Here is a 24,171-nt window from a genome sequence, read left to right on the forward strand (position 1 = left end):
ATCCTTCTCGTGTCGCCGTCACTTCCACAGAGAACTTCCACAGAGACGGCAACGGATGCGTGAGCCCGGGCGGGTTCGACGCGTTCAAAAATCTTACATTGGAATTGTATAGGGGCGGCAAGAGAGGCAAGAAATTATGAATAGCCGCTTCTATGCCAAACCACCCCGGTGAGGATTTTAAAGTATTTCTCAAGAACAAGTGGACTGCATAGCCTTACATTCACACCTTTGCGAGAAAATTTATCACTCCCCCAACTGACGGGGATTCAAATTTCCCCCAAACAGAAGGAAGGGGCGGAATCTCATCGAGAGATTCCGCCCCTTCAAGGCGCTAAACCTTAGGTATTAGCAGGAGTGTCTTAGTCCTCCAGGGCCTTTGCCAGAGCATCGCGCTGCTCGCGAACCTCGACGGGAAGCTTGTCGCCGAACTTAGCCAGCCACTCGTCGATGCCGGGCAGCTCAGCAGCCCACTCGTCCTTCGAGACAGCCAGAGCAGCCTTCAGCTCCTCCTCGGAGATCTCCAGACCGGTCAGGTCCAGGTCTTCCTTGGTGGGAACGGTGCCCAGGAAGGTCTCCTCGCCGCCAGCCTTGCCGTCCAGGCGGTCGAAGATCCACTTCACAACGCGAGAGTTCTCGCCGAAGCCGGGCCATGCGAAGCCACCATCAGGGGTGCGGCGGAACCAGTTGACGTAGTAGACCTTCGGCATGTTCTCAGCGCCGTGCTTCTTGCCCAGGTCAATCCAGTGCTTGAAGTAGTCACCAGCGTTGTAACCGATGAAGGGTAGCATAGCCATCGGGTCGCGGCGAATCACGCCGACGGCACCCTTAGCAGCCGCAGTGGTTTCAGAGGACAGAGTGACAGCGCGGAAGACGCCCTGCTCCCAGCTCTCGGACTCGGAAACCAGCGGGATGGTGGTCTTACGGCGACCGCCCAGAACGATAGCGCTCAGCGGCACACCCTCGGGGTCGTAGTACTCGGGAGCGAGCATGTCGACCTGGGATGCGGGGGTGCAGAAGCGGGAGTTCGGGTGAGCTGCCGGGCGACCGGACTCGGGGGTCCAGTCCTTACCGGTCCAGTCGATCAGGTGTGCGGGAGCCTCGTCGGTCTTGCCCTCCCACCAGACGGAGCCGTCGTCGGTCAGTGCAACGTTGGTGAAGATGGTGTTGCCCTTGGCGATAGCCTTCATAGCGTTCGGGTTGGTGGAGTAACCGGTGCCCGGTGCCACGCCGAACAGGCCAGCCTCGGGGTTGACCACGCGTGCCTGGTGGTTCTCGTCGAACTCGATCCATGCGATGTCGTCGCCGACCATCTCAGCCTTCCAGCCGTCAATGGTGGGCTCCATCATTGCGAAGTTGGTCTTGCCACATGCGGAGGGGAACGCTGCGGAGATGTAGCGAACCTTGCCCTCGGGGTTGGTGACCTTCAGGATGAGCATGTGCTCTGCCATCCAGCCCTCGTCGCGACCAATAACGGATGCGATACGCAGTGCGTAGCACTTCTTACCGAGCAGTGCGTTACCGCCGTAGCCGGAGCCGAAGGACCAGATTTCGCGGGTCTCGGGGAACTGGACGATATACTTCTCGGGGTTGCAAGGCCAGGGAACATCTTCCTGACCGGGCTCCAGGGGTGCACCAACACTGTGCAGAGCCTTGACGAAGAAGCCGTTGGTCTCGTTCAGCTTGGCCAGAACGTCCTTACCGATGGTTGCCATGATGCGCATGGAGCAGACAACGTATGCGGAGTCGCTGAGCTCAACAGCAATCTTGGGGTTCTTAGCCTTCAGGGAGCCCATGACGAAGGGAATGACGTACATGGTACGACCGCGCATGGAGCCCTCGAACAGACCGGTCAGGGTCTGCTTCATTTCGACGGGGTCGCGCCAGTTGTTGGTCGGGCCTGCGCCTTCTTCGGTCTCGGAGCAGATGAAGGTGCGCTCCTCGACACGTGCAACGTCGTCAGGATCGGAGAAAGCTGCGTAAGAGTTCGGGAATTCGTGATCGCTGAGGCGAACGAAGGTACCGGCGTCAACCAGTTCCTGTGCCAGGCGGTCATATTCTTCCTGGGTGCCGTCGACCCAGTAGATGTGTGCGGGCTGGGTCAGTGCCGCAACTTCGCGAACCCAGTCCAGAAGGCCCTGGTGGGTAGTGGGTGCGCTCTGCAGCTCCTTTTCGAGCTCAGCAGAGAGAGTACGAGTTGAGGTGTCAGCCATTGACATTTTCCCCTTCAATCGGTGGCCCGGATACTACATTGATCCGGTTAGGTCTGCGGTAACAAAGAAGCAGTTAAACACTACAAGCGTGCAAACAATGGTGAATATGCACGCTTGGACAGTCTCCACTTCCTCGTGATGCTTACAGAATAACGCATTAATAGTCTGTAGAGCTTCCTATGACGCCATTTCTTAAGTTCTGCGCATCACATTCTTAGAGTACGAGAGGATTTCTGTAAAGAATTTTTAGGGCTTACGGCGGGATCCTCCGGGGGATTTCAGGGACCTGCAGCGCCGGTTTTAGGGTGCCGAGAAAATATTTTGAAAAAATTTTGCGAGCGCAAAAACCCCGGAATCATGCGGTAAAACGGGGTGCTTTCGATTCCTGCGGAGGGGATTTTGGGTAAATTTCGAGTTTTTCGGCTTGCGCACCTCTAACGACATCCGTATAGTAGTACCTGTTGCCGCGACGGATTGAAGAAATCCGAAGCGAGGAACATGCGCCTGTAGCTCAACGGATAGAGCATCTGACTACGGATCAGAAGGTTGGGGGTTCGAATCCCTTCGGGCGCACCAACGATTCCCGGTTCTTCGGAACCGGGGATTTTTTGTATCCCCAGAAATACGCTCAAAAAGTGCCCCACCGAAAGCGCCGAGTACAGCACAAGGCACCGCACGCACGGCAGACGGCGCAGGGCTGAGGGCGCGGCGCGCAGGGCAGAGGGCGCAGCGCGCAGAAATCACAGCACATAGAGATACCTATATAGAGGTGCAGCAATGATGCTCCACCAGCCGCCGCCGCATCCGCGCCCAAAAACTGAGCTAAAAGTGCGCCTCAACCTGTGAATCCACAGATTTACGCTCCCAGATGACGTGCTCCGGGGCACACCCGCCAAAAAACGCCTAGGATGGAAAGAAGACCCTCCACACATAGGCTGGAGAGCAGACAACGCGAAGGAGCACTATGGCACAGCTATCCATTCCGCAGTCCCTGATAGGTGCACTCATCGATATAGCCGACCTTGGAACACTCGACTACTTCCCGCCCACCGAACGATGCGCCCACTGGTCCCTCTACGACGCGCAGCGCCAGGAGCTCCTCTGCCCCTGCGCACCCGCCGCCAACACCACCGCAGAGAAGCTCTTTGAGGCCGCGGCGAAGATTCTCTACGAGAATTTCCCGCGATATATCGATTCGCCCGAGGAAATCATTCCTTATACCTCACGTCAGGAACTCGTTGCCGCCCTACGTCGCGGTGAGGAAGAGCCTGTTGATAAGGAACAGGGCGAGCTGCAAGAGCCGTCAGCTGAAAATACTGTAGAGCCTACGGCTGAGGTTGAAACTAGCCCCGCCGAACCTGCAGTAGTTGAGGGCACGGAAGTGAACGCTTCTGTTGCGCCCAAGCCTGCGGCCCCGAAGCCCACGCCCTCCCCCGCACTCTTTGCCGCCCGCGCGGCGCAGGCACCCGCCCCGGCTCCTACTCCGACTCCCAGCGTGCCGGAAGAAGCGCCCGTGGAGGCACCCGCAGAGGCGACTACAGGAGAGACGGTTCCGACGCCCGCCACGGTTGCTCCTGCAGCACCCAAGCCCGCTGCGCCGAAGCCGGTAGCACCTACTCCCGGTGCTCCCTCCCCCGGCATGTTCCGCAAGTCCACGCTAACCTACCGACCGCCGCGCATCGAAGAGTACCTGGAGGGTCTGCGTGCCCGCCAACAAGCTGCCGAAGCCGCAGAAGCTACCCATACGGCAGTATCTAGCGAGCAGGAACCTGTTGAAGAGTTGCCCGTACTCAGCCAGTCCCTACCGAGCGCACCCGCGGTTCCCAAGCCGAGCGCGCCGAAGCCCGCTGCGCTGAAACCCGTTGCACCGGAACCGGGTGCACCGATGCCTGCCACACCCGCCCCGAGCACTCCGGCAGCAGAACCGGTAGCCGCCGCACCTCACGCCATTACCGCCGAGGATCGTGAACGCAACTACCGTCTGCGCCCGAGCCTGCGTGCCCGCCTCGAACGCGAAAACATTAGCGAAGAGCTCGTACGCGCCATCCTGCGCGAAGGCGAAGCGGAACGCATCAACGACTGGACCATTCGCTTCACACACGACGACTACCGGGTTGACGTGAACACCGCCTCCGCAGAAGTCATTACCGTCATCGACGAATACGACGCCGACTACAACGAGGCGGCGCAAACCTCCCTGGCTCAGGGCGAATACGCCTCGCTCAACGCCCTGGAGCTTGAATTCAGCGAGCGCGCCCGCACCTTCTTGAAGAAGAACCCGCCGTTCGTTTTCGATCTGATGCTCCAGACGCTGAGCAGTCCTGAGAGCGTGCGCATGGCTGAAGGCTGGACCCGCATCTACGCGGCGCAGGGTCTGGAAATTGCGGTTTCGCCCGATGAGCGGACCGTTCTTGCCCTGGCGAAGACCCCGGATTTCCATCTTCTGCACGCGGAAGCCCTGCGTAAGGCTCAGCTCGAAGAGCTTAGCAACACCCTGGCGAAACAGGCGGAAGATAAGGCAACCCAGGCAGAAAACACCACCGAGGAGGAGAAATAATGTCCGCTAAGCAGATTACCGTTCCTCTTGAGGTGTACGTTCGCCTGCAGGAGCTTGCCTCCCTCGCCGCCTATAGCTACCGGGATAATCAGGGCTCCGAGGAGAACAGTGCAAGCGATAAGCCGTGGGATTTGCTTTCCAAGGACGGTGCGTCCCTACTCGATGAGAACGGCGCGCTCAAGTCCGAAGCGGCAGAGCTCTACTTCACCCTCCTACCGCTCATTGCCCAGGAATTCATGGAGCAGCAGCATGCACTCGTGGACGCATACCGTCAGGCGCCCAAGCCCGCCGCCGCACGCGCCAAGATTCGCCCCTCCAACCAGCGCCTCATCCCGCTGACCGAGGTACCGCTGGAGAACCAGCGTATTGCCGCGCGCATCGAGAAGGAATTCTACGGTGACGTGCCGCCGCGCCGCCGCATCTACGGCGTGCTCCCCGGCGTCATGGATTACATGATGCGCCACGGCCTCACCTACGAGCTGCTGCTGGACATCATCGAATCCCCTGTCAGCACGGTGGTTCAAGAAAGCGCGCAGGAGAACCGTTACGGCCGCGAAGTCACCCTCTACACGCATGAAGAGGAAGGCTACCAGGTGGTGCTCAACCCCCTGACTGCCGAAGTGCTCGCGCTGCGCCCGCTGCAGGCTCTGGCGGGAGGCTACCAGCTCTCCCCCGATGCTCAGGCACAGCTGAAGGCGCTCGGCCTGACCGGCGAGTACATTGCCCGCATCCTGGATGAGGCCGAGGACCGCCGCCCGATTCCCGGCAGTAGCCGCACCGTGTACTCGCTCAACGGCTACCAGGTAGAGTTCTCGCACTCCGACCAGCAGGTAATCCGTATTAGCCGCGGCACCGCGCCCAGCCGCAACCCCTTCGAGTCGCAGCCGAGAATGAGCGGTACAAAGAGGCAGCGCGGCCGCAAGATCCCGCACGATGTGGACGCATTCGTTCAGCTACTGCAGGAGCACGGCTTCACCATCACCATGGGCGGTAAGCACTACGATATTCGCCACGAGAAGCTGGCTCCGGGTCAGAAGGCGGTCACCTCCGTGACCCCCTCAGATTCGCAGCGTTGGCACCTGAACTCGGCGCGCCAGATCCGCAATACCTTTGGCATCGACCTGCGCTACGCCGATCCGCGCGATAGCGTACGCGGTATTGTGCGCGGCCCCGGAGGAAGAGTCCAGAATTCCGATAACCACAGCGCAGAAAAGCAGGATGCCGAGAAGAGCGCGGAGAAGGAATCAAAGTAGGTCTTCGTCACCGTTGAGGCGCCTCTGCCCACTGGTTCTTTATACTGCCTCCAGCATGTCTTTGCATCTGGGGGCAGTATTCGTTGGCGCTGATATCCCGCATTGTCAGGGCAATACGGGGTAGACTGGGGGCAATACAGACATGCTATTCAGCATAAAAATTAATATGCGTTCCCGTGATATGCGTGACGGTAGGGTTGGGGATGCACCACAAAGTACGGTGAATAACAGCCCCTACCTCTACAATAGAAACGCATCACTACAGAAGAAGGAGAACGCATGGGCGTAACGATTAAGGTCACTGACGAAGCAGGCGTAAACTACGACATTCAGTGGGAAGACCACCACACCCTCCTGGAAGCCCTCCAGGCTAACGGTGTGCCGGTCCTCGCAACCTGCGGCGGTAACGCATCCTGCGCTACCTGCCACGGCTTCATCGACCCCGAGCACTTCGCGGCTTCCGGTGAACGTACCGAAGCTGAGCAGGACCTGCTCGACATGGTCGACGATGTCGCCAACGAGTACTCCCGCCTGTGCTGCCAGGTCGAGTACGCCCCCGGTATGGACGGAGCAGAAATCCAAATGCAGGCGGCGATGTAATCATGTTTAAATCGGCTCAGGTACTCGCATCAACCACCCTCCTCTGCTGCGTGCTCGCGCTCAGTGGATGCGGCGCGTCCCAGGCCGGTCAGGAAGCTGAAGGCACCTCGGCGCAGCCGAGTGCTTCGGCTTCGGTCAAGCCCGGCACGATTCGAGTAGCCTCCGACGGGGCTACCCCTTCGGTGACTCCGGGCTCCATTACCGTGGTGAACTCCCCCGAGGCGGAGAACCACGGCTCTTCCTCTGAGCACTCCGAGTCTTCTTCCCACACCCAGACTCGCGAGTCGAAGCAGAACTCTGACTCTCATTCTTCTGAGTCCTCCCACGAGGGTTCCGAGAAGAACAAGTCGGACGACTCTGATTCTCAGCAGGATTCCCAGAAGAGCTCAAATTCGTCTTCACAGTCGGGTTCCAACTCTTCGGCTGACTCGTCGAACTCTTCGGGTTCTTCGAGCTCGTCGAATTCTTCCAATTCTTCGAACTCCTCGGGTTCCTCGGAGAAGTCCTCTAATTCCTCCAGCAACACTGTTGCTGAGGGCCCGACCCAGTGCGATCTGGATGATCTGAACATTTCGGTTGCTGTGGGAGAAGGCTCCCCCGGTGCCCGAAACTACACCCTGTACTTCCAGAACTCTTCGAATTCTTCCTGCACCCTGCGCGGCTACCCGCGTGTGGTGCATGCGGGTCCTTCGGGAACCTGGGTCGGCCGTGAGGCATCCGCCTCTGCTGAGTACATGAACTCTGCGGGCGTGACCCTCAACCCCGGCGATAGCACCACCGCGGTACTGCGTTCGGTGTACCCGGCTCGCTTCGGTGACGATTGCGGTAGCCGACCGGTTCAGGGCTTCCTGGTGGGTCTTCCCTCCGGTTCCGGTGGCGTGATTGTTCCGCTGGATACGGCCGCTTGCTCCTCGTCTGTTCCGCAGCTGTCGGTGGGTCAGTTTGGTGCCCGCTAACGAGGTGCTTCAGATGTGAACACTCTGGCACCTCTTGTGCACATATAGTTCAAGGGCGGTTCCCCGCGATGGGGAACCGCCCTTGAACTATCTATAAGCCTAAATCTGGGGTTTAGCTTTAGTCATACCATAGCTGCGCGCTCTTAGAGGGAGCGAGCAACCTCATCGTGGCTGAAGCGTGCACCGCGCGGGTATGCGGGAGCCTCGCCGTGGCCGATGTTGACGATTAGGAAGGGGATCTCTGCGTTGTCCGCGAAGAATTCCTTCTTGATGCCGGCGAAGTCTGCGCCGGTCATGGGGCCAGCGTCCAGGCCGAGGGCGCGGATTGCGGTGATGAAGTAGCCTGCCTGGACGTGTGCATTGAGGTCGGCGGTGGGCTTGGCCAGGTTTTCGTCAGCGTAGTAGCCCTTAATGAACTCCGCGGAGCGGGGGTTGAAGGTGTCGGCCTTCTCGACCCAACCGTGGTCTGCCGAGAGCAATGCAATCATGGGTGCAGATTCGGCCTTGGGCTTGTTACCGTCCACCAGGTAGGAGATGAGGCGGTCGCGGGCTTCGGGGCTCTTGATCCAGGTGATGCGTAAGGGCTGGCTGTTGAAGGCGCTGGGGCCGTAGAAGGTGAGCTCCTGGATGCGGTGCAGTTGTTCGTCGGTGACGGGCTCGTCGGTGAAGGAGTAGGCAGTGCGAGGCTCGTGGAAGAGTGCGACGAGCTGTTCTTCGTTTAGGCGGGTCATGGCGAGGCTCCTTTGGGTTGTTTCCCAGTCGATTACTTTACAGGTAAAACATTACGTGTCTGCAGAGACACTGTCAAGCACATCTTCCTCCCCCAACCCCCAACAATTCAAGAGGCGCACACCATAAACCCCGCCATAATAGATACATGACCGACGCACTCTCCCACTTCTCCGCCCCCGTACGCGACTGGTTCCGCGCCACCTTCAGCGCACCCACCGCCGCCCAAGAAGGCGCCTGGGAGAGCATCCGCAACGGCAACAACACCCTCATCATCGCCCCCACCGGCTCCGGCAAAACCCTCGCCGCCTTCCTCTGGGCACTCGACGCCCTGCACCGCGAACACGAAGCCGGCACCGCAGGTGGCACGCGCATCCTCTACATCTCACCCCTCAAAGCACTCGGCGCGGACGTCGAACGCAACCTGCGCGCACCGCTAACCGGAATCACGCGCCTGAGCGGAAACAACACGGGCGAACCGAGCATCAGCGTGGGCGTGCGCAGCGGCGACACCCCCGCACGCGAACGCCGCCAACTCATCAGCAACCCGCCCGACATTCTTATCACCACCCCCGAATCCCTCTACCTCATGCTCACCAGCGCCGCCCGCAACACCCTCGCGGGCGTCACCACCGTGATCGTGGACGAGATCCACAACCTCGCCGCCACCAAACGCGGCGCACACCTGGCGGTCTCCCTCGAACGCCTCGACGCACTCCTCGAAAAGCCCGCACAGCGCATTGGGCTCTCCGCAACCGTCGAAAACCCGGAGGCGGTTGCCCGGTTCCTCGGCGGCATTCAGCCGGTAACCATCATGAGCCGTCCGGTCACCAAAGAATGGGACCTGCGCCTGAGCGTGCCCGTACCCGATATGGCGGCACTCGGAGGCGCCAACGACTACGGGCAAGGACTCCACGCGCCCTCAGAATATGCACCCTCGGAGGCGCCAGGCGGCGGGACTGCACACTCCGCTTCTGCCGGCTCGCCGCAGGGTGCGGCACAGCCTATCTCTAGTACCGTAGACATCCCGGCAAGCGCACCCTACACACTGGAAGATGCCATTGGCGTATTCCCCGGGCAGGAAGCCGACCAAGCGTACCCGACTCAGGCTGACGGTAACACCGCGCCCAAAAATACGCTCACCGTCTCGGAAGAGGCATTGCGTGAGGGAGCACTGCACGAAGGGGCACTGCACGAAAAGGCGCTGCAAGACACCCCCGATAGCGAGCGCCCCGAGACTTCCATATGGCCGCGCGTGCAGGAGCGCATCGTCGATCATATTGAGAACAACCATTCTACGATTGTTTTCGTTAACTCGCGTGGACTAGCGGAAAAGCTCACCGCGGCGCTCAACGATATTCACCTGCGCCGCTTCCTCACAAAGCAGGGAATCGACCCCGAAGACTACGCGGCAGGCATCTGTGACATCGCCGAGGTGCCGCCGCTCGCCCGCGCGCACCACGGCTCCGTGTCCAAGGAACAGCGCACCCTCATCGAGGAGGCGCTCAAGGGCGGAACCCTGCGCTGCGTGGTCGCCACCAGCTCCCTGGAGCTGGGCATCGACATGGGTCACGTGGACCTCGTAATCCAGGTGGCGGCGCCTCCATCGGTCGCCTCCGCACTGCAGCGCGTGGGTCGCGCCGGACACCGAGTGGGCGAAATTTCGCGCGGATTCTTCTACCCCAAGCACCGCGGCGACCTGCTCGGCGCAACCGTCACCCTCGCCGGCATGCGCAGCGGAACCCTCGAGCCGCTTGCCACACCCACCAACCCCCTGGACGTACTCGCGCAGCAGACCGTCGCCGCCTGCGCGTTGGGCCCCATCAGCGTGGACTCCTGGTACGAGGCGCTACGCCGCAGTGCACCCTACGCCGAGCTGCCGCGCGCGCTCTTCGACTCCGTACTCGAAATGCTCGCCGGACGCTACCCCTCCGACGAGTTCGCCGAACTGCGCCCGCGCATCATCTGGGATCGCACCCCCACCGAACAGGCGCCCTCCGGCAGTATTGAGGGCCGCCCGGGTTCGCAGCGCCTCGCCGTCACCAGCGGCGGCACGATTCCCGACCGCGGGCTCTTCCCCGTCTACCTGGTCAGCGGCGATGAGGAGCGCGGCCCCAAGCGGGTGGGTGAGCTCGACGAGGAAATGGTGTACGAATCCCGTGCTGGCGAGGTCATCACCCTCGGCGCGAGCAGTTGGCGCATCGAAGAAATTACGCATGACGCGGTGCGGGTCTCCCCCGCACCCGGTCAGCCCGCACGCCTGCCCTTCTGGCACGGCGACCGCATGGGCCGCCCCTACGCCCTGGGCGTGCAGACGGGTACGTTCACGCGCGCCCTCTCCAGCCTGGACGCCACCGATAGCGCCGCCGCCCGCCAGCAACTCGAACAGCTCGGACTGGACACCTGGGCAGTCGATAACCTGCTCGCCTACCTGCGTGAGCAGCGCGAATCCACCGGGGCGGTCCCCTCCGATACCCGCATGATTGTAGAGCGGCACCGCGACGAACTGGGCGATTGGCGCGTGGTCCTGCACTCGCCGCTCGGCTACGGGGTGCACGCACCCTGGGCGCTGGCGGTACGCGCCCGCATTGAGGAGCGGTACGGGGTGGACTCCTCCGTCATGGCGAGTGATGACGGCTTGATTCTGCGCCTGCCCGCCATGGAGGATGTGCCGCCCGGCGCTGATCTGTTCCTTTTCGACCCGGACGAGCTGGAGGCGATTGTCACCGAACGTGTGGGCGATTCTGCGCTTTTTGCATCTCGGTTCCGTGAGAATGCGGCGCGTGCCCTGCTGTTGCCGCGCCGTGATCCGGGTAAGCGCACCCCGCTGTGGCAGCAGCGTCAGCGTGCGGCGCAGCTGCTGGATGTGGCGCGTAAGTACCCTGATTTTCCGGTGCTTTTGGAGACGGCGCGCGAGTGTCTGCAGGATGTGTACGATGTTCCGGCGCTGGTTCAGGTGCACCGTTCGTTGCAGTCTCGGGCGGTGTCCATGCTGGAGGTTGAGACGAACGACCCTTCGCCTTTTGCGCGCACTCTGCTCTTTGAGTACGTTGCCGAGCACCTCTACGACGGCGATGCGCCCGCCGCCGAACGTCGCGCCGCCGCGCTGTCGCTGGATCCGGCGTTGCTGGCTGAGTTGCTGGGGTCGAGCGGTCTGCGTGACCTGCTGGATCCGGCGGTTCTGGTGCAGACTCAGCAGCGTCTGCAGCGCACGGGTGAGCGTTACCGCGCCTGCGGTGTGGAGGGCGTGGCGGATCTTTTGCGTCAGCTGGGCCCGTTGAGCGCGCGGGAGTTGAGCCTGCGCTTGCGGGCTGACAACCCGCGGACTGAATCTGCGGCACACGGTTCTCAAGATTTCGGCGAGTCCGAGGATTCTGAAAACTACGGCGAAGAGTCCGGCGAGGAGTACGGCGCGCACGCCAGCACGACTGAGGCGCGTGAGCTGGCGGAAGAGCTGGTGCGCTCGCGCCGCGCATTCTCGTTCATGGGAGCCGCCGATGGTTCCGCCGAGCCGCAGCTGTACTACGCGGTGGTTGAAGACGCCGCGCGTCTGCGCGATGGGCTGGGCATTATGCCCGCCGCGGCGCTTCCTGCAGCCCTTCTGGAGCCGGTCGCGGAGCCTTTAGAGGATCTGGTTTCTCGCTATGCGCGCACCCATATTCCCTTCACGGAGCAGCAAGCGGCGGAGTATTTTTCGCGCCTGACCCCGGTGGGTGTGGGCGTGCTGACTCCGGTGTTGCAGCGTCTTCAGCAGCAGCGCCGCCTGAGCTCCGGCGAGTTCCTGCCCGAGGTGCTGCGTGCTTTGAGATCTGCCGGTGTTGAGTGGGTGGATGCGCAGGTTTTGCGTACGATTCGTGCCCGTTCTCTGGCGGCATTGCGTGAGGAGATTGAGCCGGTATCGGCACAGGTCTATGGCGTTTTCCTACCCTCGTGGCAGAACGTTCGTTCTTTATTCGTGCGGGTTGCACAGACCTTGCCGGAGGTGAGCGCCTACGGTGCGTTCATGCCCTCCCGCCGCACCGCCACGGTGGTGGGCGAGAGGGTGGCACCCCTCAGCACAGCGGCACCCAACCCGTTAGCTGAACACAGCGCAGAAAACGGCACCGACAATTCGGGTCAGGATTCCGCCTCCGCCACGGAGGATCTGCTCACCGTCATCGACCAGCTGGCGGGTGTGCGCGTACCTGCTTCCGCGCTGGAGACGCTGATTCTTCCGGCACGCGTGCCCGGCTACCAGCCGCACATGCTGGACGAGCTGATGGCGAGCGGCAGGGTGTTCTTCACCGGCGCCGGGCAGCTCGGCGGCGGTAGCGCGCAGAAGTCCGACGGCTGGATTCGCCTACATTTGAGCGAGAGTTCCTCGCTGACTCTGGGTGAGCTGACCATGGGCGAGGACTACCCGGAGCAGCTGTTGCGCGCGGAGAACCCGGAGCTTTGGGAGGCGCTGCAGGCTCCGGGCACACTCGAGCACGCCATCTACGAGGCGCTGGCTCACGGCGGCCTGTTCGTGCCGGCGCTGCGTGAGCGGGTGGCGCAGCTGATAAGCACTGCGGCACCTGCCGGTCAGGTGGTGACTTTCCCGGATGCGGCGGAGGTTTCGGCGGCGCTGTGGCGCCTGGTGTGGGCTGGTGCGGTGACGAACGATAGTTTCGCGCCGGTTCGGGCGATGCTTGCGGGCGTCCGCAGTGCGCATCCGACTCCGGCGGCCCCTGCGCGTCTGTCGCGGGTGGGTCGCCGCGGTGCGGGGCGTATTGCGGCGGCGCGCGCCTCCATGGGTAACGGCTTAGCGGGCGGCTACGGTTCTGATGGATATTCGGCACCGACTAGCGGATACGGCGCTAGCGTCGGGCGCGGTCTGCGCTCCCTGCGCGGCGGGCTCCATGCCGCCGCTCCCACCGTTGCCCCGCAGGATAGCGGCCGTTTCTCGCGCGTGGACACGCTACTGCAGGAGCCGGTGGAGGCGACGGTTGCGGCGCTCGCACGCGCCGACCTGCTGCTGGACCGCTACGGTGTGCTGACTCGCGGGTGCCTGCAGGTGGAGGATTCTGCCGGCGGGTTCTCGCAGCTGTACCGGATTTATTCGGCGGCTGAGGATCGTGCGTTGGTGCGTCGCGGCTACTTTATTGAGGGTTTGGGCGCGGCGCAGTTCGCCGCCCCCGCGACGGTGGATCTGCTGCGTTCTACCGCCGATAGCCTCAGTGGTCCCGCAGGTCCACAGGGTTTTGGTGCGACACAGGGTTTTGGTGCGAGCGCCTACGCCCCGCAGCGTACCGATACGGAGCGGGTGTACGGCACGTTCACGGTGACCCTGTTGGCGGCGACGGACCCGGCGAACCCGTACGGTGCGGCGCTGAGCTGGCCCGCGATTCCTTCCTTTGCGCACGAGGGCGAGGGCACCGTGAAGCACCGCCCGGCACGCAAGGCTGGCGCCTGCGTGGTGCTGGTGGACGGCACACCGGTGCTGTACGTGGAGCGTGGCGCGAAGACCCTGCTGGCTTTCACTACCGACCCGGTACTTCTGGAGGCGGCGGCCCCCGCCCTGGCGCGTCTGGTGTCCGCCGGTGGTGCGGAGAAGATTTCGGTGGAGAAGGTCAACGATGTGGAGCTTTTGGGCACCCACACGGTGAGCACATCCACATTGGGCGCATCCGATGGCGAGGTTATGGAGCATCCGGTGGAGGCGCTACGTGCGGCACTGCAGGCGCAGGGGTTCTATGCGACGGTTCGCGGCTTATCGCTGCGCCGTTCCATTTAGACTGGGCAGAACCTCAAGCTTAGCCTCAGAGTAAAACTATTTTCTTCAACCTCAACTTGAGCATCATAATGCCCCGCACCCTCACGGAAGGGGGTACGGGGCATTATGTTTCCCTACTCACGAACCGGGTGGTGTTCCCGGAGTCCACCACGTCGCAAGCGGCGTGGCGGAGGAATAACCGCCCGGATGTCCACGTCATCTTTGCCGTGGAGCACATAACCAAACATCGGAGCGGGAAGTCCTACGTTGACCTGTCATCTATTGGGGCGGCTAGTAGCCGCCGGTGAGGGTGTCCACGGCACCCAGGCACAGGTCAATGGCTTCTTCGAGCCCGAGCCCGCGGGAGCGAACGGTGCGCTGATCGCGGGGGTTGAGCTGCACGACGTGCAGGGCGAAGTAGTCGACGAGCTGCAACCAGCCTCCGAGGATGACGCGGGTGCGGTCATTAATCGGCATGCCGGTGCGTTCAAGCATCCATTCGAGGTAGTCGGTGGGGTTGTTCGGGAAGTCCTCCCCACCGGGAGTGGGGACACCGGCTACGACGAGGAAGTAGGTGCGCAGTGCATTGCGCAGGGCCTCCTCGGGGTTTTCGTGGTGCTCACCGAGAGCCTCAAGGACTGCATTGGCTTCGCGTCGGGTGACGGCTGCCGCCAGGGAGTCCTTGCCGGGGAAGTAGTGGTAGAGCAGAGCGCGGGTGATACCTGCGTCGCGGGCGATAGCGCTCATGGAGGCGCCGAGCACGCCGCGGCGAGCGAAATGTTCTGCAGCAATTTTCAGAATTTGCTCTTCGCGTTCGTGCGGCTCCATACGCAGGGCACCGGTGCGAGGCTCCGCATTCTTTTGTGAATGTTCCATAACCTCTCCTGCTTTATTTTCCGGTGTTTTAGAATTGTCCGATTGCATCGCTGTCATCGGGGCTATTCCTTTAATCTCTGCATCCTTGCGCTGTTTCTGTCCCATTTCGACCCCTTCGTTCGAAATATCGAACTTCTGTGTCTTAATCGTACCGCTTTAAGGCTACTTTCAGCCTTTATTAAGGCGTTTATGACGTAGGGTGCCCAGGTTAGCATGTCTTTAATTGCTTTACATCTTTTATACTTAGAAAAACCAAAGGGGCTAAATTGAGGGTTATTGATTTATGATTTGACAGCATTTTCGAAAATACCGCACTTAAACGCTATTTTTTGTAAAATTAATGTAGTTTTTTTAAATTAAATGTCCAATAATTTCAAAAATTTGTGAAGTTTTCGTTTTCTGTTCCACATATTCACACAAACATTCATGAGTGTCAGACAAAACTGTCTTCCGCAACCCCACACCCAAGCCCACGGTAATATTTCCACCCGCACGTAGCTCAGCCCAACTCACTCAGTACGCCTCCAGCTTGCCTCCGAACCTACCCCGCCCAGGCGGTAGAGTAGAGCCATGCCCGCACAGAACACCACACGCCCGCAGCCTATCGCACGCCCCGATACACAGCAGGGAATACAGCCTGCTGCCTATCAGGCAAAGCCTGCACGCCGCACGCATCGCCGTCTGCTGACCCCTCCGCTGGCTCAAAAGAACGGCATCGACCCAATTCAGCTAATCCTGCCGCTCGTGAAGGAGCTCCCCGCCGAGCTCGCCCCGAGCAACACTGCACCGAACAACACCGCACCGAACAATACGGCTCCGGCGACCATTGCGGATTACCTGATTGCGCGCTTCTACCCGAACAACCCGCAGATTATTCACGCCCGCTTTAATACCGGTGAGGTGCGCCTGGACGACGGCACGATTCTGACCGGCGATAGCCCGTATATGCCGGGCGAGCGCATCTGGTACTTCCGTGAGCTTGCCGATGAGCCGCAGCTACCCTCCGACATGCCGGTGCTCTACGAGGATGAGCACGTGTTGGCGATTGATAAGCCGCATTTTCTGCCGACCACCCCGCGCGGTTCCTATATTGCGCAGACCGCGCTGACCAAGCTGCGGGTGCGTGAACAGAACCCGCTGCTGATTCCGATTCACCGCCTGGATCGCCCAACCGCGGGCGTGCTGCTTTTTGCCAAGACCGTGGAGGCGCGCCGCCCCTTCCAGATGATGTTTCAGCACCGTCAGGTGTCAAAGACCTACCGTGCCGTGGCGCCGGTTCCCGCCGATGCTACCGCCGCCGAGCAGGCGTTGAGCGCGGAGGGGCTGCAGGTGCGTTCGCACATTCAGAAGATTCGCGATCAGCTGCAGGTTCAGCAGCTTTCTGAGCAAGAGTGCGCAGCGCAGGGTGTGGAACCGAATACGCTGACGACCGTGAAGATTCTGCGGACTTTCACCCCGAGTGCGCAGGCGGTTGAGGGTTGGCACACGGAACCGAATAGAGAATGGGCGCTCTATGATTTGGCGCCTCACACCGGCAAAACGCACCAGCTGCGGGCGCACCTGAATATGCTCAGCTCCCCCATTCTGGGCGACGTGCTCTACCCGCAGGTGCTGCCCGACGCACCAGACCGCCCGGAGTACCCGTTGCAGTTGCTGGCGTACAGTCTGCATTTTGAGCACCCCATCACCGGCGAGCGAGTGGATCTGTACAGCGGGCGTTCGCTGACTGCCGCCTCCTAACCGGTTTTTGAGTGGCGTTCACCCCATTCCCTGCGGTGCATCTTCTCGGCGGGCTCTCGAAAAGGAATCACACCCGAGAGCCTGCCCACAGCATCCAGGCGGCGGCAGGGCAAAAAATGGGATAATTTCAGACGTAATACTTCACCGCTACTACAGAGGGTCCATGAATTCCCAGCCGTCTTCCCACAACGAGCAGTCTCTGGAGTCGATGAGCGAGTACGCCCAGCGCACCTCCTCGCACGCCGCTGCCGCAGCCGACAGCGTCACCGACACCTTCGTGCACCGCATCCTCGGTGTTCCCGGCGCCCTCATCGGTTCGGTTCAGGTTCCCGACCCGCGCCCGCTGAGCCAGCGCCTGAACGCTTGGCACTACTGGTGGCAGGCGCACCTGCTGGACTGTGTGATTGATGCCGGTCAGCGTCACCTGCGCGAAGGCGATATTACTGCCGCCCAGGAGCAGTTGCACCGCGCCCGCGCGCTGTTGCGCGGCATTAACGTGCGCAACTACGGCCGCTTCGCAAACGACTACTTTGACGATATGGCGTGGCTGACCCTCGCGGTGGGCCGCATGAATTCCTTCTGCATTGAGCTGACCGGCGCTAATGATGTTGCCGCCCAGGATGCTGGCGTGGCCCTCTTCGAGCAGCTGGCGAAGGGTTTCTCCCCGGTGGGTGGCATGAGTTGGCGTAAGTCCAAGCGTGATTTTGTGAATGCTGCGGCAACCGCGCCGACTGCTCTGGCGTATGCGCGTGCAGGCGACCCGAAGACTGCCGCGGCGCTCATGGACTGGATGAACGAAACCCTCTGGGATACAGAACGTTCGCTCTATATTGACGGCGTGAACGTGCGCGGCAACGAGTACGAATACGAGCGCAGCGAATTCACCTACAACCAGGGAACCGCCCTGGGCGCACTGCTGAGTTTGGCGGCCTCCGGTGTGCACTGCGAGGTGGACCCCGCAGAACGCGCCGAGCGCCTCATCGTCGGCATCGTCAAGCACATGACCGAAGAGGTGGAGTTCCTCTCCGGTGCGCGCCGCCGCATCCTCATCTCTCACGGCGACGGCGACGGCGGCCTGTTCACCGGCATTCTCGTGCGCTACCTGGGTATGGCGGCGTCCTCGCCGCTGCTCAGTGACGAGGCGCGAGCGCTCGCCTCGACTCTGGTGTACTCGACCGCACGCGCCCTGTGGGAGGGCCGCCGCGAGTTCGACCCCAACCTGCCGATGAACGAGTACGGTATTGACCCGAATGAGATTCGCGGTAAGGCGCTCGTGCAGTTCTCCCCGCGGTTCACCGAGCCGATGAGCAAAGTTGTGAAGCCCGGCGCGCCGGTGGAGATGTCCGCTCAGGTGCAAGCGTGGACTATTTTTGAGACGGCGGCGCGTCTGGCGCATGCGCGGTACCTCGCCTCCCACGGCTTCTAAAGCACGGCTTTTATATTCCCAGCCCTAATCTTCTCCGTTCAGCGCAGAAGGTTAGGGCCTGTGCAGAAGGTTAGGGCTAGATTCATTGCAGGGGCGTACACACGGGCGTACGGTGAATTTTATGCTTGCTTCAGAATCACAACAGGTCACTGCCAGCCCGAACGCTAACACCATTTTCATGGTGTGGAAGTTCAAGAAAGACATTGCTCACGATGCACTCATCGAGGGGTTCCAGAACCTCTGCGGGCTCGTCATTAACCTCAACCACACCGCCGCGAACCGCTACTCGCCCGAGAACGCCAGCATTGTGCTGGGTATCAGCCACAGCGCGTGGCTGACCCTGGAGCTGCCCAAGCCGCTGCCGCAGGAGCTCGTGGAGTTCGAGGAGATTAGGGGCCATAAGCACACCGCGGTGTCCACTCCCGGCGATTTGCACTTCCACATCCGTGCGACCCAGCCTTCGGTCGCCTACGATATGGCGTCCGCTATTACCGCGGCACTGCGCGATATTGCTGAGGTACTGGATGAGGTGCACGGCTTCCGCTACTGGGACGGCCGCTCCATCATCGGTTTTGTGGACGGCACCGAAAACCCGCAGACCCCCGCGGCGCGTGAATACTTCGGCATCATCGGTGACAGCGATCCCATGTACAGGGGCGGCAGCTACCAGTTCGTGCAGAAGTACATCCACGACATGACCGCGTGGAACGCCCTGCCCGTCTCCGAGCAGGAGAAGGTCATTGGCCGCTCCAAGCACGACGACATCGAGATGGGCGAGGACGAGAAGCCCGCCAACTCGCACTCCGCTATTGCCAATATTGGTGACGATTTCAAGGTTATTCGCGACAACATGCCCTTCGGCACCGTGGGTAACAACGAGCTGGGCACCTACTTCATCTGCTACGCCAGCACCTTCTCGACCGTTCAGAAGATGCTGAAGAACATGTTCTTGGGAGTGGATGGCGCCAACTACGACCGCCTGCTGGATTTCAGCACCGCGGTGACCGGCACCCTCTTCTTCGTGCCGACCGTGGATATGCTCGGCGACTTCGCCGGCTAAGGCGAGCTAAACCCAGCTACCCTCAGCTAAATTCTCGTGAACCCCGCCTCCGGCAAGAGAGGCGGGGTTTTCCGGTAGGCTAGGGTGTAGACATTCAGACGGAAAGCAAACAATCGAGAGAAGAATGAGCGTTCTAGATAACTCTTTCCCCACCGAGGACTTTGGCTTCACCATCACCAGCCGCCTGGCGGACACCGTCTCCCCCAGTGCTGAACGTGTAGAAGCCAACGGCGGACAGTTCCGCGGACGCACCGGTGTCATCACCACCCCGCACGGACAGATCCAGACCCCCGCCTTCACCCCCGTGGGCACCAAGGCAACCGTCAAGGCGGTCCTACCCGAATCCATGAAGGAGCTCGGCGCTCAGGCTCTGCTCTCCAACGCCTACCACCTGTACCTGCAGCCCGGCCCCGAAATCCTCGACGCGGCAGGCGGCCTGGGTGCGTTCATGAACTGGGACGGTCCCACCTTCACCGACTCCGGTGGTTTCCAGGTCATGAGCCTGGGCTCCGGCTTCAAGAAGGTGATCGACATGGGTACCGTCGCGGGCGCTAAGGGCGCCGACGGCCGCCCCCTCGGTGACGACGACGTGGCAAAGGGCAAGGAACGCCTCGCCCACATTGACGACGACGGCGTGAACTTCAAGTCGCATATTGACGGCTCGATTCACCGCTTCACCCCCGAGGTGTCCATGCAGGTTCAGCACCAGATCGGCGCCGACGTCATGTTCGCCTTCGACGAGCTGACTACCCTCTACAACTCCCGCGGCTACCAGGAGGAGGCGCTCGAACGCACCCGCCTGTGGGCGCTGCGCTGCATCGCTGAGCACCAGCGCCTCACCAAAGAGCGCGTGGGCAAGCCCTACCAGGCGCTGTTCGGCGTCATTCAGGGTGCACAGTACGAGGACCTGCGCCGCAAGGCGTGCCAGGACCTCGGCTCCATGCCCTTCGACGGCTTCGGCATCGGTGGTGCACTCGAGAAGGAAAACCTCGGTACCATCGTGCGCTGGTGCGCCGAAGAGCTGCCCGAATCCAAGCCCCGCCACCTGCTCGGCATCTCCGAACCCGACGACATCTTCGTCGGCATCGAGAACGGCGTGGACACCTTCGACTGCGTCTCCCCCACCCGCGTGGCACGCAACGCAGCCGTCTACTCCCCCACCGGCCGCTACAACATCACCAACGCGCGCTTCAAGGCGGACTTCTCGCCCATCTACGAGGGTTGCGACTGCTACACCTGCACCCACTACACCCGCGCCTACCTGCGTCACCTCTTCAAGGCGGACGAGCGTCTGGCGGCGACCCTCGCCTCCATCCACAATGAGCGTTTCATCGTGCGCATGGTGGACGACGCCCGCGAAGCCATCAAGGACGGCACCTACTTCGAGTACCGCGACGAGTTCCTCGGCAACTACTACTCCGGCAAGAAGCCCTAAACCCGCTCTTCAACCCGTTTAAGGAGAACCCTATGAGCATCACTCATGTTCCCGATGAGGAGCTTCTCGTCTTCGACCACGAGATCGCAGCCCCGGTCGAGGACGTCTTCGGCGCCTATCTGGACCCCGAGCTGCTGGTCCGCTGGTACGGCCCCGCTGGCTGGCACGTGCGCCCCACCGACGTTGTCGTGGAGCCCGTCGTCGGCGGCATGCAGCGCCTGTCCATGATCAACGAGGTTGACCCCTCGGTGTCCTGCATTCTGCAGAGCCGCTTTTTGAGCATTGAACCGTTCAAGGAGCTCGAATACGCCGAGCAGCTGCCCGACCACCTGGGCAACCCCGGTAGCGTGCTGGTGTACCAGCGTCACCGTTTCTTCCCCGAAACCGTGATTACCGCCGACGGCGTGGGTTCCGGTACCCGCATCGTCATTGAGATTGGCCCTATGCCCGCCTCGGTCCACGAGGAGGTGCGCACCACCTGGCGCTCGACCTTCGCCCTCCTGGATAACGTTCTCGCCGCTCGCGCACGCGGGGAGCTCTAAAACCCGCCGCGCCAGCTGCTTGAGATAGCTTCGAGACAGAAAAGCGCCGCGTTGACGAATCATTCGTCAACGCGGCGCTTGTGTTTAACACCCGTGCCTTGCGGGGGGGGTGTACCTTCTGGGGTGTGCCCTGCCGGTGTGAGTCGTAAACTAGTTGGTCAGCTTCACGGTAATGACGGTGCTGCCACCATCCAGGGACACGCACTCGGGGGTCGCACGATCCGCGCCGTCGCCCGGCTTCCAGTAGCAGCGCGCCGACATGACGGTACGCTCACCATTCGCCTTATCGGTCACCTCGGCGGGGTTCTGCACCACAAACTGGCGGATCAGCTCACGCGCAAACAGGCAATCCACCGCACCCGAGGTCACCTGAACCGTAGCGTTGTGCTTCAGGTAGCCGGTAGCGTCCATGCTGCCGCAGCTACCGCCCGCAGACTGAACATCCGAGCTGGACAGGCTTGCGGTGCTCGACGCACTCGCCGAAGTATTCGCCTTAGCCGATGCGGAAGGGCTCGCCGCCGCGCTCACCTGCGCGGTCGCCGTGGGGCTTGCGGTGGTGATGGTTCCGGGGCTCACGGTAGCCGCCGTGGTGGGGGTGTGCACGGTACCGGCAGTCGGGGTGCTTTCAGTGACCGTTGCGGTGCGGGTGGGGCTGGCGGTTGCCTTCGCGCTCGTAGCGCTGGGGCTAGGGGTCGCGGTGGCGCTCGGGGAGGCGGTGGTTGCGCCTCCGGAGCATGCCGACAGCGCCAGCAGCAGCGTGGCACCGAGCGCTACGGGGCTGTAGCGCTTAGCGGTGCGGAGGGTAGTAGAACGAGCCTGGGTAGAAGTCTGGGTAGAGTGCTTCTGTGCCGGATGCATGGTGACCTTTCTGCGTCATCGGTTCGGGTTCCTAACCAGTATTCTAAAGACGCTACCTGTGAGCTAGCTATACGGCGTCTTAGGAACCCGCAGGGTGACCCCTCCTCTAGAGCGCTTAGCCTTCGTGCCTGCCACGCACCAGAATAGTGTGCCCGTTTCCGTCATGGCAGCTTATCGAGCTATTCTCAATCTCGCCGAAACAGGTCAGCTGATGACCCTCAGCTGCGGGCACAGTCACCACATCCCAGGTGTGCATCATCTTCGTGCTTGCGGTGGTGGTTTCCGCGTGCAGAGCCGAGGACTCATTCACGGTATTCACCTCGCTAGCGCCGGTCAGGAAGTTCATGCGAGTCACCTCCACCGGACCGGCAAAAGTACGACCGACCGCACCGTTACCGTCACCGGTCTGCTCACCGGTGCGGCGCTCGCACACCAGGGTTCCATCCGCGGGGTTCAGCTCGCAGAGGGTACGCTCGTCATCGCTCTTGAAACGGTAGTAGCCGGCACCGGAATCGTAGTAGGAGGGCTCCATGAGGAAGGGAATCGGGGGAGCATCCGGGTTTTCCAGACGAGCCACAAAGGCGACATCCTCACCGATAGTGCACTCGGGGGCGCCGCGATCCTCGCGACGGTTCTCAGCCATCGCGTACTGCGGGTTCCAGTAGCAGGTGGCGTCCTGAACCTTCGCAACCTGGTGCTCGGTCAGGTTGTCATCGGCACGCGGGGTGGTGATGTACTCGGTCAGCACGTCCAGGGCGTGGGCGCAGTCCACGGTACCGCGCAGCACCATGATTTCCGCACCAGTCTTCAGGTAGCCCTTGCGTCCGATGTGTCCGCAGCGCTCGCCGGCGGAGGCGCGTTCAGCCTCCACCTTTTCGGGCGCGCGGGGAGTCTCAGCGGCGGTAGGGTTCGCGGCAGAGGTTGCCTTCGCCTCAGCGGCGGGTGCGGAGGATTCAGACGCCTTCGCCTCGGCACTCTCTGCGGGGGCGGACACCCGAGTCTCGGTGACGGTCGGCTCGGTCTTCTTCGTCGGCGACGCGGTGGAGGAAGGGAGCGGGTACTGCGAGTGGTTAGCCGTGTTGGAGGGGCTGGGGCTCGACGAAGAGTTTTCGCTCTGAGAACCTCCAAAGCAGCCGGTCAGGGCAAGGAGCAGGGCGGCAGCGCATCCGGTGGCGCGCATCGTGCGGCGCCCCCAGCCGGCGAGGCCTGCCTGAGTGTGGTGAAACGACATTGTTATCTCTCCCGGGAATGAACCTTTTGCACCCTTTGCAGAAGGTATTTAAAGCATACGCTTGACCCCGTTCAAGATTCGGTTTATTACAGCGGAGCGCCGGTATCTACCCCTACTTCTGCGGCAGGTAGGAGCTCAATAGTTCACGCTGCTCGGGGGACAATCGAGTCAGTCGCCCCACAACCGAATCCCAGAACGCCAGCACGGTAAAGGCACGCACGCATTCGCAGCCGTCCACCGGGGAGAGAATCGAGTAGCCAATACGCACGGATGCGGCACTGACCTTCTCCACGCTCAGGCGCACGGGTACGGGCTCACCGGTGTAGGGTAGCTGAGCCAGGTAGCGGATGCCGTGCTCAGCAATGAGCGCCTGCACGCCCTCGGCAACCAGGTCAAAAAGCGGAATCGGAGGCTGCGGTGCCACGGTGGGCTTCTGCCCGGAGGAGGGCGGCGGGCCGAAGAGCGCCACACGGGCTTCTTCCATGACCGAGAGGATGGCAACGTTGTTGACGTGCCCGTAGGCGTCCATATCGCCCCAGCGTGCGGGTACGTGCACCAGCAGTTCGTCGGTGGTACCGACCTCAGAGGCGGGGGTCTTTTCGGGGGTGTTTTCGCGGTTCTTTTCGTGGCTTTGCATGGTTTTAACTCTACTCCCCCACCGCTGTGAGGGGGCTATTCGTACGAATCCGCGAGGTACAGCAAATGAATCAGCTGATGATGATTCGGGGGCTAGAAATATATTTGGTAGTTAAAGCGATGAGGCTCGAAAGCTACGATGCTTTCGAGCCTCATCCAACACACAGACATTTGAACGCATACAAGATCATACGGTTCACTGTCTATGATAGACCCGCCTTGGGAGCCCACGGTATTTTTACGGTTTTATTACGAGGAATTCCAGAAATTTTCCGTATTTTTCGTTTATTACCTTCTTGGAGTCTCTGCAGACCCCAACACCGGCCCT

Annotated in this window: 16 protein-coding genes and 1 tRNA gene; 11 read left to right on the forward strand and 6 right to left on the reverse strand. The window is 61.6% G+C overall.

The window, feature by feature from the left end; genetic code table 11:
• Positions 1 to 359 precede the first annotated feature (359 nt).
• On the reverse strand, positions 360 to 2,210 hold the full coding sequence (locus HMPREF2999_RS07185) for a phosphoenolpyruvate carboxykinase (GTP) (protein WP_070675695.1): 1,851 nt from the start codon (positions 2,208 to 2,210) through the stop codon (positions 360 to 362).
• 500 nt (positions 2,211 to 2,710) lie between these two features.
• On the opposite strand from HMPREF2999_RS07185, the gene HMPREF2999_RS07190 reads away from it, so the two are divergent.
• The 5 genes from HMPREF2999_RS07190 (at position 2,711) to HMPREF2999_RS07210 (ending at position 7,576) form a co-directional block, all read left to right on the forward strand.
• A tRNA-Arg gene (locus HMPREF2999_RS07190) sits at positions 2,711 to 2,786 on the forward strand.
• A gap of 388 nt (positions 2,787 to 3,174) precedes the next feature.
• The gene (locus tag HMPREF2999_RS07195) at positions 3,175 to 4,767 is read left to right on the forward strand and encodes a DNA repair protein (RefSeq protein ID WP_070675693.1); all 1,593 of its coding nucleotides are present in this window, start codon (positions 3,175 to 3,177) and stop codon (positions 4,765 to 4,767) included.
• Positions 4,767 to 6,020: a cell wall biosynthesis glycosyltransferase gene (locus HMPREF2999_RS07200; protein WP_070675691.1), complete on the forward strand. Its 1,254-nt coding sequence runs from the start codon at positions 4,767 to 4,769 to the stop codon at positions 6,018 to 6,020. Before HMPREF2999_RS07195 ends, HMPREF2999_RS07200 begins: the two co-directional genes overlap by 1 nt.
• 279 nt (positions 6,021 to 6,299) lie before the next feature.
• Positions 6,300 to 6,620 (forward strand): 2Fe-2S iron-sulfur cluster-binding protein, encoded by a 321-nt coding sequence (locus HMPREF2999_RS07205; protein WP_070675689.1) that lies wholly within the window; start codon positions 6,300 to 6,302, stop codon positions 6,618 to 6,620.
• A gap of 2 nt (positions 6,621 to 6,622) precedes the next feature.
• A complete protein-coding gene (locus HMPREF2999_RS07210) occupies positions 6,623 to 7,576 on the forward strand; it encodes a DUF4232 domain-containing protein (protein ID WP_070675687.1) in 954 nt (317 codons plus the stop codon).
• A gap of 143 nt (positions 7,577 to 7,719) precedes the next feature.
• Here the strand turns inward: HMPREF2999_RS07210 and HMPREF2999_RS07215 are convergent, their stop codons facing one another.
• Positions 7,720 to 8,307 (reverse strand): malonic semialdehyde reductase, encoded by a 588-nt coding sequence (locus HMPREF2999_RS07215; RefSeq protein ID WP_070675685.1) that lies wholly within the window; start codon positions 8,305 to 8,307, stop codon positions 7,720 to 7,722.
• Between the two features lie 146 nt (positions 8,308 to 8,453).
• Here HMPREF2999_RS07215 and HMPREF2999_RS07220 point away from each other — a divergent pair, with 146 nt between their 5' ends.
• Positions 8,454 to 14,060 (forward strand): DEAD/DEAH box helicase, encoded by a 5,607-nt coding sequence (locus HMPREF2999_RS07220; protein WP_070675683.1) that lies wholly within the window; start codon positions 8,454 to 8,456, stop codon positions 14,058 to 14,060.
• Positions 14,061 to 14,330: 270 nt separating this feature from the next.
• Here the strand turns inward: HMPREF2999_RS07220 and HMPREF2999_RS07225 are convergent, their stop codons facing one another.
• Entirely contained in the window at positions 14,331 to 14,915 is a 585-nt protein-coding gene (locus HMPREF2999_RS07225) for a TetR/AcrR family transcriptional regulator (protein WP_049327335.1), read from the reverse strand.
• A gap of 570 nt (positions 14,916 to 15,485) precedes the next feature.
• Between HMPREF2999_RS07225 and HMPREF2999_RS07230 the strand changes: the two genes are divergently transcribed.
• The 5 genes from HMPREF2999_RS07230 to HMPREF2999_RS07250 all read left to right on the forward strand — a co-directional run bounded on the left by HMPREF2999_RS07230 (position 15,486) and on the right by HMPREF2999_RS07250 (position 21,118).
• On the forward strand, positions 15,486 to 16,655 hold the full coding sequence (locus HMPREF2999_RS07230; protein WP_070675681.1) for a pseudouridine synthase: 1,170 nt from the start codon (positions 15,486 to 15,488) through the stop codon (positions 16,653 to 16,655).
• 163 nt (positions 16,656 to 16,818) lie between these two features.
• Positions 16,819 to 18,081 (forward strand): glycoside hydrolase family 76 protein, encoded by a 1,263-nt coding sequence (locus HMPREF2999_RS07235; protein ID WP_070675679.1) that lies wholly within the window; start codon positions 16,819 to 16,821, stop codon positions 18,079 to 18,081.
• Between the two features lie 121 nt (positions 18,082 to 18,202).
• Positions 18,203 to 19,141 carry a Dyp-type peroxidase gene (locus HMPREF2999_RS07240; RefSeq protein WP_070675677.1) on the forward strand — a complete coding sequence of 313 codons (939 nt, stop codon included), beginning with the start codon at positions 18,203 to 18,205 and terminating at the stop codon, positions 19,139 to 19,141.
• 124 nt (positions 19,142 to 19,265) lie between these two features.
• Entirely contained in the window at positions 19,266 to 20,576 is a 1,311-nt protein-coding gene (gene tgt, locus HMPREF2999_RS07245) for a tRNA guanosine(34) transglycosylase Tgt (RefSeq protein ID WP_070675675.1), read from the forward strand.
• Positions 20,577 to 20,608: 32 nt separating this feature from the next.
• Positions 20,609 to 21,118: an SRPBCC family protein gene (locus HMPREF2999_RS07250; protein WP_070675673.1), complete on the forward strand. Its 510-nt coding sequence runs from the start codon at positions 20,609 to 20,611 to the stop codon at positions 21,116 to 21,118.
• A gap of 150 nt (positions 21,119 to 21,268) precedes the next feature.
• Here the strand turns inward: HMPREF2999_RS07250 and HMPREF2999_RS07255 are convergent, their stop codons facing one another.
• From HMPREF2999_RS07255 to HMPREF2999_RS07265, 3 genes are all read right to left on the reverse strand, one after another.
• Entirely contained in the window at positions 21,269 to 21,976 is a 708-nt protein-coding gene (locus HMPREF2999_RS07255) for a hypothetical protein (RefSeq protein ID WP_070675671.1), read from the reverse strand.
• A gap of 115 nt (positions 21,977 to 22,091) precedes the next feature.
• On the reverse strand, positions 22,092 to 23,207 hold the full coding sequence (locus HMPREF2999_RS07260; RefSeq protein ID WP_070675669.1) for a phosphoglycerol transferase: 1,116 nt from the start codon (positions 23,205 to 23,207) through the stop codon (positions 22,092 to 22,094).
• 112 nt (positions 23,208 to 23,319) lie between these two features.
• Positions 23,320 to 23,844: an acyl-CoA thioesterase gene (locus HMPREF2999_RS07265; protein ID WP_070675667.1), complete on the reverse strand. Its 525-nt coding sequence runs from the start codon at positions 23,842 to 23,844 to the stop codon at positions 23,320 to 23,322.
• Positions 23,845 to 24,171 lie beyond the last annotated feature (327 nt).

The sequence above is a fragment of the Rothia sp. HMSC066H02 genome (assembly GCF_001814995.1).
Classification (GTDB): Bacteria; Actinomycetota; Actinomycetes; order Actinomycetales; family Micrococcaceae; genus Rothia; species Rothia mucilaginosa.